This window comes from Oceanimonas smirnovii ATCC BAA-899, from assembly GCF_000381965.1.
Classification (GTDB): Bacteria; Pseudomonadota; Gammaproteobacteria; order Enterobacterales; family Aeromonadaceae; genus Oceanimonas; species Oceanimonas smirnovii.
In genome coordinates this window covers 59,606-76,089 of the sequence record NZ_KB908455.1, presented here as the reverse complement: position 1 = coordinate 76,089, position 16,484 = coordinate 59,606, and the positions used below count along the sequence as shown (strand labels likewise).

Sequence of the window (16,484 nt, the reverse complement as noted above, 5' to 3'; positions counted from 1 at the left end):
GCATTCAAACGGACATTGTAGTTCCCCCGTTTTAGTGGACACCTCAGTCAAACGAAGACGAGGTGAGAAATGCCAGCGTACAAGAACCAGAAGAAGACTCGGCAGTACACGAATGAATTCAAAGTCAGAGCTATTAGGCTGACGCACCTGAGCGGAGCGAGTGTAAAGGGAGTGGCGGAGTCTCTGGACATTCATCCCTTCATGTTGTCACGCTGGCGTAAAGAGTATCGAGAAGGAAAGATCGTGGCGGACAAACGCAGGAAAGCTGAGAGTAAACCGAAGGTCCTGAGCGAAAACGAACGGATCCGAAAGCTGGAAAAGCAGGTGGCTGACCTGAAGGAGGAAAGCGACCTGCTAAAAAAGTGGCAACGTTTTCTCGCGGAGGAACGCAAGCGCGGTTCCGGTTCGTAGCTCAGCACCGTGCTCGCTATGGTGTACGTTGTTTGTGTCGCCTTCTGAAGGTGTCTGCCAGTGGCTTTTATGCTTGGCTGCAACGTAAAACGAGCCAGCGTAACCAAGCCCTGAAGCGACAAGGCATTCATGTCGGCAGAAAGCGTGTTGAGCGGCTGATGCGGGAAGCCGGATTGAAAGCGCGTCGCCCGGGTTTATCGCAAGGTGGCTGGCCTGCACCGCTTTTATCAGAAATCGGTAAACCTACGTAAAGACCAGCCACGACTGCTCCCAATCAACATTGGGCAGCCGATCTGACCTACATCCGGGGCGGCTCTCGCTGGCTGTATCTTGCCGCCGTCATCCACCTGTATTTCCGCCGTGCCGTGGGATGGTCACTGGGTAAGCGTAAAACGGTATCTCTTAGATGGCGCTGAGAAACCGCCGGCCGGAACCTGGTCTGATCTTCCATACGGACCGAGGAGTCGAATATCGTGCTCATGAGTTACAGCGCTTACTGAAACGACACGGGATCAGAGCCAGTACTAATCGGCCGGGTATGTGCACTGACAACGCGGAGATGGAATCGTTTTTCCATACCCTGAAGGGTGAGCTGATTAAAGAAAACCGCTTTCATGGAGAGATGCATCTGCGGGATAAACTGGCCGGATACATCCAGCATTTTTATAATCGATTTCGACTGCACTCAAGTCTGAATTATATGAGTCCAGTCGAATATGAAGCCTTGGTGGCGTAGTGAAAGAGCGTGTCCGTTTTATCGGGTGAACATCACCTACGCTGCGCTGCGGTTTCCCTCTGCTGTAGGCGTTATTTCGGAGCATGATAAAGTATCAAATATTGAATATCTTAATTGTGGAAGTGAATGTTAACGGTGATCCTAGTTATTTTGAGTGCGTTGATGATGAAGATAAATAAATTATCAAAACGTGAGTTGGATGATGCTAAATCAAGTGAGGGGTTGAAAATATGTCAACTCTGTTTCTAAGTTATTCATTTGTTGTGTTTTTTTGCTTTTTGTTGGTGTTTTGTTTAAGGGGGTATTCTAAACAAGATTACTTGCAAAACAAGTGCCTTAATAGAGTAAGAATTCTTTCAATATTAATTTTGTACGGTTTGGCCGCTTTTAGTGGGATTATATTTTCATTTGAACATTTAGTAAGTGATATAGGTATTGCCCTAAGGATATCAGCGTTGATAATTTTCTTTGTTAGCGTGTTTTTTCTATGGTCTCTAGAGTCGCCTAAACACAAAAATTAATTAATGTATCACTTAAGTGTAATGATGAACATTAGTCATTAAGTCGTCGCTATAAAATATAACAAGGAAAATCACAAACGAGGATGTCACCCGCTTTAACGGACTGTTGTTGGTGGATAAGTAGCATGTATGGGGGATAAGGGATTTGATAGTTTTAGCCACATCAATAATTTTTTCTGCTTACTTTTTTTACAATGCATTTGTTCATCAGCTTTCTGATTTTTGTTATGAAAGGACAGGAGAATTAAATTGTGAGGAGTGGAGCCTAGTGGTAATGTCTGTTTACTTGTTGACCTATTTATTTTACGGTGCGTTATTGGGGTTGGTGTTAAAATATTTCTGTGTGAAATTAAGCAGGGAATAAAATGACGGCGCTCTGTATAAACAAGGTTTGGGTGTTGCGCAGAATGTGTTGATATTAATTATTTTTTATTTTTGAATGTGGCGTTAATGGTTAGGATGATATTTATTGCAGTTGTAATTGTTCTTTTTCTTTATCTCTATCCTGCGCAGGTGACAATTCACTATCCATATGATAAGCCTATTCATGTCGAGCTGATACAGTATGACAGGGTTGTTTACAGAGCCCGGACTAGTAATCAAATAAAGCGGATTGCATTGAAGAAGTCGAATGTCTTTACTTGGCATTTCACAGAAAATCAGTTTGCCGATTTACTTTGGTGGTTTGATGACTCATCTGGACGAACCCTTAAAAAAGGGATGATGATAGGAGATGTGATTGAGTTTTTGAAGGCATGTCGTATCGATGTTTATTTAAATGAGGCTGCAGAGGTAGAGAGTGTTGATGTAAAAGAAACACAGTTTCTTAATTTTTGTTTTTGATTTTTGGTTCTGTGTGTAAGAGAAGATAAAATAGGGCTGAATCCGATTGATGTGGAAATTACCATCAAGGGGCAACAACCACTATCAGTGGAGGTTCAGGGGCATGACCGGTGATGAAGCCAGAGATCTTCAGTATCAGCTCAATGTGTGAATGCTAGCGGTCTTTCTCTGTTTGTGTGAGCGGCTGTGGGTTGCGAATACGATGTTTGTGAGTAAAGCTTCCGCGCTCTGCTTTTTCCGCCTGTTTAAGCGCAGACTCGGCCACGGCTGCAGGTAAGGCCAGGCCGAGTGCCTGCAAGGCGGTTTCTGCCTCTGCGGCCCGTGCTTCAAAGGCGTGCAACGCAGTCAGGGTGTTCTCATCCAGGTGACCCTTGTGCTCAAAGTATTTCAGTCGCGGGTAGCGTCCTGCCAGTGCCACGCCCCAGTTCAGGGCGGGGTTCCACCATGAGTTGATTTCACGCCCTTGGCCGGTCTGGTGTTGCGCTATCACGTCATCCAGTGCGCCGTTCAGCAGCTTCAGGTCAAAATCGGTGCCGGGTGCAGGGCCATCGCCATAGGCATTTACGCCGGTGTTTGACGGGCCGGTGCGGGTGTCGCGATAGCGGGCGAGGGTCATCATGTCGCTTGCCAGCACGGGTTCGTTCACCGGCAGGCGAACGGCATCAGGGTCGCCCATCAGCTGGCCCCAGGACATACGAATAAAGGTGTGCTGATCTTCCATGCCTGGATGGGTGCATCTCAGGCCAATGGCATAGGCTTCCAGATCTTCCTGCATAAACTGAAACCCGGTGTAACGGGCCCAGCGCACCACAAGAAACTCATGGGGCGCGGCACCGGGCAGATGAAAGTTCACCTCTTGCAGGTAGTCCAGCACTATTTGTACCTGCTCGTCCGACAGCTCCATATCCTGGTGCAGCGGATACATACCGTCAAAGGTGTTGCGCACCGGTCTGGGGCGTGCGGCCATGTAGGCATCCAGCTCGGCTTGCGTGCGCGGGCGTGTTTTTTTCAGGGTCATAAAACTCTTTCCTTTATTCGCGAACGGTCAGATCAGCTGGTTGCGGTCGAAGAAGTCGGTGTCCTCAAAGTAGCCACCGCGGCCTTCAATGATAATGTCGTAGCGGTTAACCACCTCAATACGTTCCAGCCACTTCAGGCTGCGAAATCCGGTTGAGGTTTCCAGACGCAGCCGCACCGGCGCGCCATTTTTCGCCGGGATCTCGCCTTCGTCGTTCAGCTCAAAGGCAATCATTGTCTGGGGCATGCGCGCTTCCACCATGGGGGTGGACTCGTAGTAGGTTCCCCCCTCATACAGGGCATCATCGCGGCCCATGTTCTGAAAGCTGGTGTACACCACATCGGTGGCGCCGGGCAGGGGCTTAACCAGATCCAGCAGATCAGCCACGGCAATGCCACGCCAGCGCCCGATGGAGCTGAAGCCCTGCACACAGTGATGCAGTGTGGTTTGAGAGTGGCCTGCGGCCAGCTCGCGCAGATCCGCAATGGTCAGGGTCATGGGGCGTTCTACGTAACCGCCAATCTCAAGCACGTAGTCGTCTTCATAGCCGTTGGCCATCAGCGCCAGGTATTCGGGGGTTTCGGGTGGCCGTCCGCTGCCACGAAAGTTTTGTGTGGCGTTCTTCAGCCCCACGTCTTTACCTGTGATATTGGAGCGGTCGTAGTGCATGCGCGCGGGCAGTTTATACAGCAGGTTGGACCATGGCCGCACAATCCGGTTATGCAATCTCTCTACGGCGCGGCCGTCCGCCAGGGTCCAGCGGGTGGCCACCACATGCAGCGCAATAACAAGCGCAAGGCCGAGGGTGAAAATAGCGCCGCCTAAAATCGGGTTGTTGGAGTGGCCCAGCACCATTTTGGAGGTTTCGTGCAGGTAGCCGTGAAGAAACACCAGCGGCAGGTGCACGGCAAAGAAGGCGACATAGCCAACCAGGCACAGAAAGTGCGTGCTGCGGATCACCTGGCGGCCGCCGAGCAGGCGGGTAATGCGCGAAAAATGGTTGGCAATGGCCGGAGACTGAAAGGCACCGGTCAGAATGACCAAAGGCGTGAGTATCAGCACCACAAAACCGTAAGAGAGTTGCTGCAGGGCATTAAACACCATGCCATCGGCGGGGTGGGGCATGGTGAAAGCGAGATAGGCCAGCATATCGTGGCCCGCCTGAGTGAAGGTGTCCCAGCTGGTGGGCACGTAGCGCCGCCACTGGCCGGTAACCAGCAGCAATATAAAGTAGATTACCCAGCAGGTCACAAAGCCGGTCACTGTGATGAAATGCCAGTAACGGCCCAGACCCAGCTGGCGATGGCCGGGCAGCGATATGCGCGGGGAGTAGTCACTGTCTTCACCGCCTACTGTGTAGTATTTGTGCTTTGGCTCCTGCTGAACGGTAAATTTGGCCCAGGCTGAGCCGGGCACCGTGTGCTGGGAGCGGTAAAGCTTGGGGTAGGTACCCAGAATTTCCAGGCCTGAGCGAACCAGAAACGAAATAAAGATGATGTTGAGAAAGTGCTCCACACGAAGCCACCACGGAAATCCGAGATCCATTGATACAGCCTTGTCAGTCTAAAAAGTGTTGGTTGTCGGGAGCGGCAACGATCATGCCGTAGTGCAGTGCCCAGGAAAGCACCAGGTAAGCGAGTGAAGCCAACAGCGTCAGGTTCCAGATGGCGGCGGCAACCACACTGGCCCCGTTCCATACATAGGGCGCATTGCCAAGCAGGCCGCCAAGGTAGATAAGCAGTGAAAAGAGCGCGATGGGCAGGCCCCATTTCCAGATGCGGACAGAGCTGAGTAAACCCACGGCCACGAACAGGGCAGCGGTTCCGCACACACTCCACAGTGCCTGGTTTGCGTATTGAAATGGCTCATGGCCGGATAAGGCAACGAATGCGGAAGCGCTGCTGATCACGGCAATAATGACCACCAGCAGCAGGCGGGTGGTGCGCGGCAGATTGATGCGAATGTAGCGCAAAAACGGAGCGCGTTTGTTACCCGGTGTTATGTGTTCAAGCACTGGCCGGGTTGCGTTTGGCGTGCCACGAAAGTCCACACCGGCACGCAGCGCGGGGGAGTTTTCGTCTTCCATTGCCATGCATTGCCTCCATCAAAAATTATTTATCACCAGTTGGTGTCAGTTAACACTATGTTATCATGAGCGCCATTAAAATTCATGGGATGGAATAATGAAAGTGTTTATATGGATAGGGATCACACTGCTGCTATTGGTTGTTGCCTATTTTCTGGTGGTGTTTGTTTTTTCATCATATGTGAGCAGTCCCGGTTCATATAATGCGGTTGCTTATAACAGCAAGCTGAGTAATCAGTATTATCAGCAGGATGGCAAGGTAATTTATGTGCTGGATGGCAACTTCTTTCAGGTGGGAGGCAAAGAGGTGGCAGGGGCCGCTCCTGATAGCTTTACGGTAATAAACCAGCATTACGCAAAAGACAGCCATCATGTCTATTACAGCGGCCAGCCTGTGGCAGGGGCGAGCCCCGACTCGGCAAAAGCGATTGATGCGGATTACCTTGTCAGTAACAACAAGGTTTTTGGTTATGGTGAGCAGATTGAGGGCGCGAATGCTGATTCTTTCTCTTACCTTTATGGCGCTTACTCCATGGATAAAGATTATCTGTATCATTACATAGACACCAAAATTCCGCGCACTGCAGTGCCAGCTCCCATCTCCGGGGGGCACGATCGTTATATCAGGCATGGTGAACAGGTGCTGTATTTGGGTAAAGTGATCAGTGATGACGCCGACCATTTTGAGATCATTGATGATGAATACGCCAAAGATGCCGCCCATGTTTACGCCAACGGCGAGCTTGTTGCGGGCATGGTGCCCGAGGGCTTTACCGTGCTCTCTCCTTATTACAGAAAAGATAAACACCAGGCTTATTACTTTAACTCGCCCATTTCTGGCAGTGATCCTGCCAGCTTCACTGTGATGAACGATGCCATTTCAAAAGATAATCACCATGTTTATTATAATGGCAACCTGGTTGACAATAGAACGCCATCGGAAGTGATCCGCTCTGAAGCCGAGGAGCTTAAAAAACTATGGAAGTGGCGGGCCCTGCATTTGAATGCAACCACGGTGATATTGGTTCCTCATGACGATGTGTCTGATATTACCAATGATTATTACGCCTATAATAATGAGGTTTATTCCAGAAGTGAAAAGCTGACCGGTGTGAAACCAGAAGAGGTTATCGTTCTGGATGAGAATGACAAGGCATTTGTCCGCATAGATGATCAGGTGTTTTATTATAACACTGCCATTGCTGGTGCCGATGCCGAGACCTTTACTGTGCTCTCGAATCGTTTTTCAAAAGATGCCAACCATGTCTATTGGGGGGAGCACAGAGTAACGAATGCCAGGCCATCCACCTTTGAATATAAAAATAATTTGTATGCCGGTGAAAATGACGCGGGCGAGTATGTTTTAAAAATGGCGGAGTATTAAGGGGCTGAGTGTCATTCTGATACAATGCTGCCGGCATAACAATTTGGAGAAACACCATGAGCACATATCCCATTGGTACTCCCGGCCAACCCTGGGGCGAGGCGGAGCGCGCCGAATGGCTGGCGCTGCAGCGCCGCCAGCGCAGTTATAAGAATGAGGTGCTTGCGGCCATTGAACGCTTGGGTTCTCGTTTTGAGGTGCAGCAATATGGCGAGCTGACTGTTGGCGATGAGCGTTTTCCGCTGATGGCCATTCGCAACCAGTGGCAGAAGGGTTTGCCGGTGGTGCTGGTGACTGGCGGCGTGCACGGTTATGAAACCAGTGGGGTGCACGGGGCACTGCAGTTTGTGGAGCAGCACGGCGAGCGTTATACCGGCCGGGTAAATTTGCTGGTGGCATCCTGCGTCAGCCCCTGGGCTTATGAGCGTATTCATCGCTGGAATGCTAACGCAGTAGATCCGAACCGTTCATTCAGGAAAAACAGCCCGGCAGTGGAGTCAGCGGCACTCATGCAACTGGTGGCACAGCTGCGGGAGCACGTATTGCTGCATATTGATCTGCACGAGACCACGGACACCGATGAAAGCGAGTTTCGCCCGGCGCTGGCAGCGCGGGACGGCAAGCCTTATGAGCCTTGCGGTATTCCCGATGGCTTTTATCTGGTGGATGACAGCGAGAACCCGCAGCCTGAATTTCAGCAGGCGGTGATCGCGGCGGTGGAAAAGGTCACTCACATTGCGCCGGCGGATGACAACAATGAAATCATCGGCTCACCCGTGGTGGCCGAAGGCGTGATTGAATATCCGCTCACAAAACTTGGCCTGTGTGCCGGCATGACCAACGCCCGTTACAAAACCACCACGGAAGTCTACCCCGACAGCCCCCGCGCCACGCCCGAGCAGTGCAATGCCGCTCAGGTGGCGGCAGTGTGTGCGGCCATGGATTATGCGCTGGCGCATCGCCAGGTGACTGAGTAAACGTGCAGGTTGAAGCCTTAACCGTTGAAGAGGTGCTGCCGGTACGCCATAAGGTGCTCTGGCCGAACGAGCCAGTGGCGTTTTGCCGAGTGCCGGGAGACGATGCCGGTGAGCACTTTGGCGTGCGCCAAAACGGCGAGGTGATTTGCGTGGCCTCGGTGTTTTTTGATGGTAACACCGCACGGCTGCGCAAATTTGCCACCAGAGCCGAGTGCCAGGGGCAGGGGGCGGGCTCTCTGGTGCTGGAGTTTTTGATAGCGCATTTGCGTGAAAGGGGCGTACGGGTGTTCTGGTTTGATGCCCGGGCCTCGGCTATCGCCTTTTATCAGCGGTTTGGCTTTACGGTGGACGGGGAGCAGTTTTATAAACACGGGGTAGCGTATTACCGCATGAGCTGGATTTTGCAGGGTTAAAGGGTTTTTATTTTACATAAAATGGCGGGGTATGAAGTTTTGTTTATGCACCGAGTAGATTGAGGAATGGATTCCTGCCTTCGCAGGAATGACGTTTATTCGTTTGCAGATGACGCATAAACGAATAGAGGAGGGTGCGGGGCACTACTTCACGACCGATCAAATGCCATGGATGGCATTTGCCGAGCGACCCACGGAAGGGCTTGAAGCGTGTCGTGAAGTAGTGCCCCGTGCCCGACGATATGGCACGATTCTGCAGGTGGCCCGGGGAAGTGTTGGGATTCGCTGCGCTCATCGCCAACCTACGGATAAGCCGGGCGTGACCCCCGGCCTACATTGTTACTTGCTGTGGCGCTCTTTGAGTTTGGCCATGACGTCGGCCAGCTCCAGGCCTTCCTGCTGCAGCAGCACGGTAAGGTGGTAGAGCAGGTCGGCGGATTCGTTCACCAACTCGTCCTTGTCGTGCACTGTGGCGGCCAGTGCCGTTTCCACGCCTTCTTCACCTACCTTTTGCGCTATGCGCTTGGTGCCGCTGGCATACAGGCTGGCGGTGTAGCTGGAGGCGGGATCCGCTCCCTTGCGGCTGGCAATCACCTGTTCAAGCTCGGCGAAAAAGGTCAGCGCCGGAGCCTGCTGCTCGTTAAAGCAGGACACAGTGCCCAGATGGCAGGTGGGGCCCACCGGCTCGGCCATCACCAGCAGGGTGTCGTTGTCGCAGTCGGTGGACATGTCTTTCAGCTTGAGCACATGGCCCGAGCTTTCGCCCTTGGTCCACAGCCGGTTTTTGGTGCGGCTGAAAAAGGTCACTTGGCCGGTTTCCTGGGTTTTGGCGAGCGCATCCTGGTTCATATAGCCCAGCATTAATACCCGGCCGCTGTGGCTGTCCTGCACAATCACCGGCATCAGGCCGTCTACCTTGTTCCAGTCCAGCTTGTTGGCATCAATCACGGATCACCACTCCTTCCTGCTTGAGATACTGCTTGAGCTCACCCATGTTGATGATGCCCTTGTGAAACACCGAGGCGGCCAGCGCGCCGTCCACGTCGGCCTCCAGAAACGCATCACGAAAATGCACCATTTCGCCGGCACCGCCCGAGGCGATGAGCGGCACATCACAAATGGCACGCACTTTCAGCAGCTGCTCAATGTCATAACCCTGGCGCACACCGTCCTGGTTCATCACGTTCAGCACAATTTCACCGGCACCGCGCTGCTGTACTTCCTGCACCCAGTCAAAGGTGCTCCAGCGGGTCACCTGAGTGCGGCTTTCATCACCGGTAAACTGGTGCACCTGATACTGGCCGGTGGCTTCGTCAAAGTAGGAGTCGATGCCCACTACGATGCACTGCACACCAAAGGTGTCTGCCAGTTGTGTGATAAGCTTCGGATTGCTGAGGGCAGGGGAGTTGATGGAAATTTTATCGGCACCAAACTCCAGAATGCGCGCCGCGTCTTCTACGGATTTAATGCCACCGGCCACGCAGAAGGGAATGTCGATCACTTCCGCCACCCGGCTTACCCAGCTTTTGTCTACCACGCGGTCCTGACTTGAAGCGGTAATATCATAAAACACCAGCTCGTCGGCCCCCTCGGCGGCATAACGCTCCGCCAGCGGGACGATATCGCCGATGATTTCGTGGTTGCGGAATTTCACACCTTTGACCACCTGGCCGTCTTTCACGTCCAGGCAGGGAATTATGCGTCTTGCCAGCATGCGATGGCCTCCTTGACGGTGAATTTGCCTTCCAGCAGTGAGCGACCGAGGATCACGCCGGCCACGCCGGTACCCTTTAGGGCGTCTATGTCGTCGATGTTGCCGATGCCGCCTGAAGCCTGCCACAAAATGGTGGGATAGCGGGCGGCCAGCTCACGGTAGAGCGCCACATTGGAGCCGGTGAGGGTGCCGTCCTTGGAGATATCGGTGCACAGCACATGGCACAGGCCCGCGGGCAGATAGTGCTCCAGCAGGGATTCAATGGTAACGCCGCTGTCTTCCTGCCAGCCGGCAATGGCGACTTTCTTCTCGCCGTTGGCGGTAATGTTAATGTCGAGCGCCAGCACAATGCGGTCGGGGCCGTAGTGTTTGATCCAGCCCGCCACCATTTCCGGGTTTTTCACCGCGGTGGAGCCAATCACCACCCGCTGGGCACCGATATCGAGCAGGTCTTTTACGTCCTGCTCGGTGCGAATGCCGCCGCCAATCTGTACCGGCACCGCGGTGTTTTCAATGAGGCTTTTGATCACACCAAGCTGGCGTTCGCTGCTGTTTTTGGCACCGTCCAGATCCACCAGGTGCAGCTGAGTGGCCCCTTCGGCCACATACAGATCAAAACGCTCCTGAGCCGAGGCGGTGTATTCGGTTTTTTGCGCATAGTCGCCCTGATACAGCCGCACTACCTTACCGTTGATCAGGTCTATTGCAGGAATAATCATTACAGCTCCAGAAAGTTTTTCAGCAGTTGTGCGCCGGCGGCACCGGAGCGCTCCGGATGAAATTGCACGCCAAAGAAGTTTTCCTGACCAATGGCGGCGCTGAACGGCATGCCGTGCTGGCAGGTGGCCAGGGTGTAGTCCCCCACGGGCACGGCGTAGGAGTGCACAAAGTAAAAGAAGCTGCCTTCGGGAATGTCCTTGAACAGCGGGTGCTCCGGCATGGGGGTGATTTGGTTCCAGCCCATATGGGGCAGGCGGATGCCTTCACCCCCTTCCAGGTGCACACAATTCGCGTCCACCTTGCCCAGGCAGTCCACGTCACCCTCATCCGAGTGCTTCACCAGCATCTGCATGCCAAGGCAGATACCCAGCACCGGCTGGTGCAGCTGATCAATCAGCTCAATCAGGCCGCGCTCGGCCAGGTTTTTCATCGCCTCTTTGGCGGTGCCCACGCCGGGCAGCAGCAGCTTGTCGGCGGCCAGCACCACTTCCGGGTCGCGGCTGACGGTCACGTTGTAGCCCAGGCGCTCAATGGCGTAGCGCACCGAGGAAAGGTTGGCACAGCCGGTATCGATAATCACTGTTTTCACAGAACCCCCTTGCTGGACGGCAGCTCATTACCTTCCACTTTTAGTGCCTGACGCAGGGCGCGGCCAAAGCTTTTGAACACGCTTTCCACCATGTGGTGGGTGTTGTCGCCGGTCACCTTGAGATGAATATTGGCGGCCAGGCTGTCACTTAAACTGCGGAAGAAGTGCGGCACCATTTCCACGGTGAGGTCGCCGGCCCTGGGCTGCTTGAACTCGCCTTCAAATTTCATATAGGGGCGGCCCGAGAGATCCAGAGTGACCGCCGCTTCACATTCGTCCATGGGCAGTACAAAGCCAAAACGGCCAATGCCGCGTTTGTTGCCCAGTGCCTTGCGCATGGCTTCACCCAGGGCCAGTGCTGTGTCTTCCACCGTATGGTGATCATCTATATGCAGATCACCGTCCACTTTTACGTTCAGGCGAAAACCGCCGTGGGTGGCAATCTGATCCAGCATATGGTCAAAAAAGTGCAGACCGGTGCTGATCTGGCTGCCGCCGCTGTTATCCAGATCCACACTGACGCGAATGTCGGTTTCTTTGGTGGTGCGGGTCACCTCGGCGGTGCGGCCACGGCTGGTCAGCTGCTCTACAATCTGGCTCCAGCCGAGATTGTTATGGCCGTAGTGCAGGCCGGGTAGCCCCATGTTCTCGGCCAGCTGCATGTCGGTCTGACGATCGCCAATCACCCAGGAGTCGGTAAAGTCGATTTTGCCCTGCTGCAGGTAGTCTTTTACCAGGCCTAAGCGCGGCTTGCGGCAGGCGCAGTCGTCGTGCTGAAAGTGCGGGCAAATCAGCACATCATCAAAGCGCACGCCCTGAGAAGTGAGGATCTGCATCATCAGATTGTGGGGGGCGTCAAAGTCTTCCTGAGGGAAGCTGTCGGTGCCCAGCCCGTCCTGGTTGGTGACCATCACCAGCCGGTAGCCGGCATTTTGCAGGGTCAGCAGGGCGGGAATGACGTTGGGCAGAAAGGCCAGCTTGTCGAGCCGGTCCAGCTGTTTGTCCACCGGCGGCTCTTCCACCATGGTGCCATCACGGTCAATAAAAAGAATGCGTTCCTTAGACACTTATTGCTCCTTGTGCAGCACATCGAGTACTGCGTCCATTTCGGCACGGCTGCCGATGGTGATGCGAATGCAGTCGGCCAGACCCGGCCGGGTTGCAAAGTCGCGCAATATGATACCGGCCCGGCTCATGCGGGCAAATATTTCGCTGCCGGGTGTGAAGCGCACCAGCAAATAGTTGCCGTTGGGGGCAAACACTTCCCGTACCTGTTTGTGCTGCAGCAGCGCTTGGGCCAGCTCTTCCTTGATGCGGTTAATCTCGTCCACTCGGCTACGCATCAGCACCAAACCTTGTTCGCTCAAGGCCTGAGCGGCAATTTGCGCCACCGGCTCGGCCACCGGGTAAGGAGCAATTACCTTCAGCAGCAGGCCAATCACTTCCGGGTTGGCCAGCGTAAAGCCGCAGCGAATACCCGCCAGACCAAAGGCCTTGGACAGGGTGCGAATAATCACCAGGTTATTGTATTCATTCAGCAACTCAACCTGACTGTGCGCGGGGCAGAACTCAATGTAGGCCTCGTCCACCACCACCAGCGTCTTGTCCTGTGCGGCGTTCAGTAGCCGTACCAGACCAGCCTTGTCCACCAGATCGCCGGTGGGGTTGTTAGGGGAGCACAGGAACACAATCTTGACCTCATCCAGACGCGCAATAATGCCGTCAAAGTCCGGCTGGCGAGTCTGGGTGAGGGGCACATCCACCACCTGCACGCCATTGGTCTCGGCGCTGATGGCATACATGCCATAGGTGGGCGAGGTGATCAGAATGCGATCGCTACCTGGCTCACAAAAAGTGCGAATGAGCAGCTCAATGCCTTCGTCACCGCCGCGGCTGACCAGCACCTGCTCCGGGTTAACACCGGCATAGGCGGCATAGCGCTCAATCACCTGGGGCGGCTGGCACTCGGGGTAGCGGTTCAGGCGTTCACAGTTCAGGCTGAACTGGCCGCTGTCGGCAGCTTCGTTGGCGTTCAGCCAGATGTGGCCCTGGCCGCCAATGCGGCGGGCCGACTGATAGGGCGTCAGCTCCTGCACCTTGGTGCGGGCCAGTTGAGTCAGGCTCATGCTTGTTTCTCCAGTTTTGCCAGGCGCAGGGTCACGGCATTTTTATGGGCATCCAGGGTTTCGGTGGCAGCCAGCAGCTCCACAGCCGGACCAATGGCGCGCAGGCCTTGTGGGCTCAGCTCCTGCACCGTATAGCGGCGCTGATAGTCCGCCAGTCCCAGGCTGGAATAGGTACGGGCATAGCCATAGGTGGGCAGGGTGTGGTTGGTGCCACTGGCGTAATCACCCACCGACTCCGGCGTCCAGGCACCCAGAAAGATGGAGCCGGCATTTTTCAGTTTGGGCAGCAGGGCGCGGGGGTTCTCGGTCTGCACAATTAAATGCTCGGGGGCATAGGCATTGGAGATAGCAGCGGCCTCATCCAGGGTGTTGCAGATAAAGGTGCGGCTTTCACTCAGAGCCTGACGGGCAATCTCAGCCCGGGACAGCCCTGCCAGCTGGCGCTCCAGGGCTTCGTCTACCTTGCCGGCAAAATCCCGGCTTGGCGTGACCAGGATCACCTGAGAGTCGGGGCCGTGCTCGGCCTGCGACAACAGGTCGGACGCAATAAAGTCGGCGTCGGCAAATTCATCGGCAATCACCAGCACCTCGGACGGGCCGGCGGGCATGTCGATGGCGGCACCGTCCACATCCCCGGAGACCTGCTGCTTGGCCTCGGTCACCCAGGCGTTACCGGGGCCGAAAATCTTGTCCACCTTGGTCACAGTCTCGCTGCCATAGGCCATGGCGGCAATGGCCTGAGCGCCGCCAAGGGTATAAATGGCGTCCACGCCACAGCGGGCGGCGGTGTAGACAATGGCATCATTGATGGGCGGCGGTGAGCACAGCACCACTCGCTCACAACCGGCCAGGCGCGCCGGAATGGCCAGCATCATCACAGTAGACACCAGCGGCGCGCTGCCGCCGGGCACATACAGGCCCACATTAGTGATGGGCTGATAGTGCAGCTCGCAGCGCACGCCCGGGGCCGTGTCCTGAATCACCGGCTCGGGCAGCTGAGCGCTGTGAAAACGCTCAATATTGCCAATGGCCAGCTCAATGGCGGCTTTCAGCTCATCGCTGATGCGCGCGCCGGCGGCGTCAATCTCGGCCTGCGTCAGCTCAAGGCTGTCGCGTTCGGCCTTGTCCAGAGTGCGGGTCAGCTCAAGCAGGGCGGCATCGCCACCGTCGCGCACTCGCGTGATAATGCCGGCCACCTGAGCCTCGCGGCCACTTTGTTCAAGGGCCGGCCGGCGCAGGGCAGCGGCCTGCTCGGCCGCGCTCAGTTGATTCCAGTCCAGGGTTTTCATACTTACTCCATCATCTTCTCAATGGGCAGCACCAGAATGGAAGAGGCACCCAGGCTCTTCAGACCTTCCATGGTTTCCCAGAACATGTCTTCGCTGCTCACCATGTGAATGGCCACCTGATTGGTGTCGCCGGCCAGCTGCATAATGGTGGGGCGCTCGGCACCGGGCAGCAGATCAATCACGGCTTCCAGCTTGTCTTTGGGAGCGTGCAGCATAATGTATTTGCTTTCCCGGGCCTGTTGCAGACCCTGAATGCGTGGCAGCAGCTTGTCGATAATCTGCTGTTTGCCGGCAGACAGCTCGGCACCGCTTTGAATAAGCACCGCCTTGGAGCGGAAAATCACGTCCGCTTCCACCAGGCCGTTGGCTTCCAGGGTGGCACCGGTCGACACCAGATCACAGATGGCATCGGCCACACCGGCGCGGGGGGCCACTTCGACCGAGCCGTTCAGCATTACGCTTTTGAACTTGACGCCCTGCTGGTCCATAAAGCGCTTCAGCAGCCAGGGGTAGGAGGTGGCAATACGTTTGCCTTCCAGGCTTTTGGGGCCCTGATAGTCAAAGTCATCAGCCACTGCCAGTGACAGCCGGCAGCCGCCAAAGTCCAGGCGCTTGAGCTCGGTGTAGTCGGCGGGCTCATTGGTGGCCTTGCGCTCCATCAGGGTTTCTTCCAGCACGTTTTCACCCACCACACCCAGATCCACCACGCCGTCCATCACCAGACCGGGAATGTCATCGTCGCGCACCAGCAGCAGATCGATGGGCATGTTTTCGGCGTGAGCAATCAGGCGCTGTTCACGAATGTTGAGTTTAACGCCACAGCCTTTCAGCAGCTTCTGGCATTCCTTGCTCAGGCGGCCGGATTTCTGAATGGCAATACGAAGACGGGTGTTATCCAAAGTCATAAGCTGTGTTCCTTGTTGGTGATGTGAGTCCTGAAAACGAAAAACCCCCGAAAGCCAAGCTTCCGGGGGTCATAAATTCTGTCCTGCTGGAAGCCGCCAAGCGCAAGGTCTTCCAGAAAAAAGTTCTGAAAGACTAGTGTGGATGATGATGGTGATGCTTGGCGATGTGCAGGGTGTTCATAATAAGGATAAGCCTGAGTATCTCAAATGATCTGCGTTTACATTAGCAAGCTGGGGAGACTTTGCCAACCCCGTAATCGGAGAAACTTGACGGAGGACGAGGGTGGTCTTATGGCGGAGCAGGGACTGAGCGATAGGATTTTGGAGATATGCTCCGCGTCATTGTTATTTATAGTGATTTTACTCTGCTCTGGCGGGTACTTATAGCGTTGAATATTGAATTTGATCCCAGCGGCGGTGGCCCTCATTAACCGTTCCCATAAATGGATGCGGGGCTGAGTGGTTTGGGGCTTATTGTCCCGGGGAGGCCCGGGACGGTACTGTTTAGCTCAGTCTTTGTTTTGCTCTTCAAAGTCCTTGATCTGCTGTTCGGCTTCATCCTTGCTGATGCCGTAGGCTTCCTGGAGCTTGCCCGCCAGCTCTTCGCGTTTGCCGGCAATAACGTCGAGTTGATCGTCGGTCAGCTTGCCCCATTGCGTCTGGACCTTGCCCTTAAACTGCTTCCAGTTGCCTTCCACGATATCCCAGTTCATATGTCACTCCTGTATTGATGGATGAGCCCGCCGGTACCA

The 16,484-nt window shown here is 54.8% G+C and carries 16 protein-coding genes, 1 pseudogene and 1 other annotated feature; of the genes and pseudogenes, 5 read left to right on the top strand and 12 right to left on the bottom strand.

Annotated elements, in window-relative coordinates:
- Positions 1-69: 69 nt before the first annotated feature.
- Both G364_RS16970 and G364_RS0103200 read left to right on the top strand, forming a co-directional pair.
- Positions 70-1,147, top strand: a pseudogene (locus G364_RS16970) (IS3 family transposase).
- Positions 1,148-2,127: 980 nt separating this feature from the next.
- Complete coding sequence (locus G364_RS0103200) at positions 2,128-2,511, top strand: hypothetical protein (RefSeq protein WP_169336642.1); 384 nt, start codon at positions 2,128-2,130, stop codon at positions 2,509-2,511.
- Positions 2,512-2,665: 154 nt separating this feature from the next.
- On the opposite strand, the gene G364_RS0103195 is transcribed toward G364_RS0103200, so the two are convergent.
- The 3 genes from G364_RS0103195 to G364_RS0103185 are packed head-to-tail and all read right to left on the bottom strand — an operon-like array spanning position 2,666 to position 5,621.
- Positions 2,666-3,529: a hypothetical protein gene (locus G364_RS0103195; protein WP_019933706.1), complete on the bottom strand. Its 864-nt coding sequence runs from the start codon at positions 3,527-3,529 to the stop codon at positions 2,666-2,668.
- A gap of 27 nt (positions 3,530-3,556) precedes the next feature.
- Positions 3,557-5,074, bottom strand: a complete 1,518-nt coding sequence (locus G364_RS0103190; RefSeq protein WP_019933705.1) for a molybdopterin-dependent oxidoreductase — start codon at positions 5,072-5,074, stop codon at positions 3,557-3,559.
- Positions 5,075-5,087: 13 nt separating this feature from the next.
- Positions 5,088-5,621, bottom strand: a complete 534-nt coding sequence (locus G364_RS0103185; protein WP_019933704.1) for a hypothetical protein — start codon at positions 5,619-5,621, stop codon at positions 5,088-5,090.
- Between the two features lie 91 nt (positions 5,622-5,712).
- Between G364_RS0103185 and G364_RS0103180 the strand changes: the two genes are divergently transcribed.
- From G364_RS0103180 to G364_RS0103170, 3 genes are read left to right on the top strand one after another with little or no spacing between them, the layout of a single operon-like run.
- Positions 5,713-6,999: a DKNYY domain-containing protein gene (locus tag G364_RS0103180; protein ID WP_019933703.1), complete on the top strand. Its 1,287-nt coding sequence runs from the start codon at positions 5,713-5,715 to the stop codon at positions 6,997-6,999.
- A gap of 56 nt (positions 7,000-7,055) precedes the next feature.
- Positions 7,056-7,976 carry a M14 family metallopeptidase gene (locus tag G364_RS0103175; RefSeq protein ID WP_019933702.1) on the top strand — a complete coding sequence of 307 codons (921 nt, stop codon included), beginning with the start codon at positions 7,056-7,058 and terminating at the stop codon, positions 7,974-7,976.
- Positions 7,977-7,978: 2 nt separating this feature from the next.
- The gene (locus tag G364_RS0103170; RefSeq protein ID WP_019933701.1) at positions 7,979-8,389 is read left to right on the top strand and encodes a GNAT family N-acetyltransferase; all 411 of its coding nucleotides are present in this window, start codon (positions 7,979-7,981) and stop codon (positions 8,387-8,389) included.
- 339 nt (positions 8,390-8,728) lie between these two features.
- Here the strand turns inward: G364_RS0103170 and hisIE are convergent, their stop codons facing one another.
- From hisIE to G364_RS0103125, 9 genes are all read right to left on the bottom strand, one after another.
- On the bottom strand, positions 8,729-9,337 hold the full coding sequence (gene hisIE / locus G364_RS0103165) for a bifunctional phosphoribosyl-AMP cyclohydrolase/phosphoribosyl-ATP diphosphatase HisIE (RefSeq protein ID WP_019933700.1): 609 nt from the start codon (positions 9,335-9,337) through the stop codon (positions 8,729-8,731).
- Positions 9,330-10,103, bottom strand: coding sequence for an imidazole glycerol phosphate synthase subunit HisF (gene hisF / locus G364_RS0103160; RefSeq protein WP_019933699.1), 774 nt, complete (start codon positions 10,101-10,103; stop codon positions 9,330-9,332). Before hisF ends, hisIE begins: the two co-directional genes overlap by 8 nt.
- Positions 10,085-10,822: a 1-(5-phosphoribosyl)-5-[(5-phosphoribosylamino)methylideneamino]imidazole-4-carboxamide isomerase gene (gene hisA / locus G364_RS0103155; RefSeq protein WP_019933698.1), complete on the bottom strand. Its 738-nt coding sequence runs from the start codon at positions 10,820-10,822 to the stop codon at positions 10,085-10,087. The genes hisF and hisA overlap by 19 nt, the downstream gene beginning before the upstream one ends.
- Entirely contained in the window at positions 10,822-11,412 is a 591-nt protein-coding gene (gene hisH, locus G364_RS0103150; RefSeq protein WP_019933697.1) for an imidazole glycerol phosphate synthase subunit HisH, read from the bottom strand. Before hisH ends, hisA begins: the two co-directional genes overlap by 1 nt.
- Entirely contained in the window at positions 11,409-12,479 is a 1,071-nt protein-coding gene (hisB, locus tag G364_RS0103145; RefSeq protein ID WP_019933696.1) for a bifunctional histidinol-phosphatase/imidazoleglycerol-phosphate dehydratase HisB, read from the bottom strand. The genes hisH and hisB overlap by 4 nt, the downstream gene beginning before the upstream one ends.
- Positions 12,480-13,538: a histidinol-phosphate transaminase gene (hisC, locus tag G364_RS0103140; RefSeq protein WP_019933695.1), complete on the bottom strand. Its 1,059-nt coding sequence runs from the start codon at positions 13,536-13,538 to the stop codon at positions 12,480-12,482.
- The gene (hisD, locus tag G364_RS0103135) at positions 13,535-14,827 is read right to left on the bottom strand and encodes a histidinol dehydrogenase (protein ID WP_019933694.1); all 1,293 of its coding nucleotides are present in this window, start codon (positions 14,825-14,827) and stop codon (positions 13,535-13,537) included. Before hisD ends, hisC begins: the two co-directional genes overlap by 4 nt.
- A gap of 2 nt (positions 14,828-14,829) precedes the next feature.
- Positions 14,830-15,726, bottom strand: a complete 897-nt coding sequence (gene hisG, locus G364_RS0103130; RefSeq protein WP_026344652.1) for an ATP phosphoribosyltransferase — start codon at positions 15,724-15,726, stop codon at positions 14,830-14,832.
- A 41-nt stretch (positions 15,727-15,767) separates the two neighbouring features.
- Positions 15,768-15,890, bottom strand: a sequence feature (His leader region).
- Between the two features lie 351 nt (positions 15,891-16,241).
- The gene (locus G364_RS0103125) at positions 16,242-16,445 is read right to left on the bottom strand and encodes a CsbD family protein (RefSeq protein ID WP_019933692.1); all 204 of its coding nucleotides are present in this window, start codon (positions 16,443-16,445) and stop codon (positions 16,242-16,244) included.
- Positions 16,446-16,484 lie beyond the last annotated feature (39 nt).

Coding starts and splice junctions, on each gene's coding strand:
- hisF (WP_019933699.1), bottom strand. CDS start 10,103: ATGCTGGCAAGACGCATAATTCCCTGCCTGGACGTGAAAGACGGCCAG.
- G364_RS0103200 (WP_169336642.1), top strand. CDS start 2,128: ATGATATTTATTGCAGTTGTAATTGTTCTTTTTCTTTATCTCTATCCT.
- G364_RS0103190 (WP_019933705.1), bottom strand. CDS start 5,074: ATGGATCTCGGATTTCCGTGGTGGCTTCGTGTGGAGCACTTTCTCAAC.
- G364_RS0103175 (WP_019933702.1), top strand. CDS start 7,056: ATGAGCACATATCCCATTGGTACTCCCGGCCAACCCTGGGGCGAGGCG.
- hisC (WP_019933695.1), bottom strand. CDS start 13,538: ATGAGCCTGACTCAACTGGCCCGCACCAAGGTGCAGGAGCTGACGCCC.
- hisD (WP_019933694.1), bottom strand. CDS start 14,827: ATGAAAACCCTGGACTGGAATCAACTGAGCGCGGCCGAGCAGGCCGCT.
- G364_RS0103185 (WP_019933704.1), bottom strand. CDS start 5,621: ATGGCAATGGAAGACGAAAACTCCCCCGCGCTGCGTGCCGGTGTGGAC.
- G364_RS0103180 (WP_019933703.1), top strand. CDS start 5,713: ATGAAAGTGTTTATATGGATAGGGATCACACTGCTGCTATTGGTTGTT.
- G364_RS0103195 (WP_019933706.1), bottom strand. CDS start 3,529: ATGACCCTGAAAAAAACACGCCCGCGCACGCAAGCCGAGCTGGATGCC.
- hisA (WP_019933698.1), bottom strand. CDS start 10,822: ATGATTATTCCTGCAATAGACCTGATCAACGGTAAGGTAGTGCGGCTG.
- G364_RS0103125 (WP_019933692.1), bottom strand. CDS start 16,445: ATGAACTGGGATATCGTGGAAGGCAACTGGAAGCAGTTTAAGGGCAAG.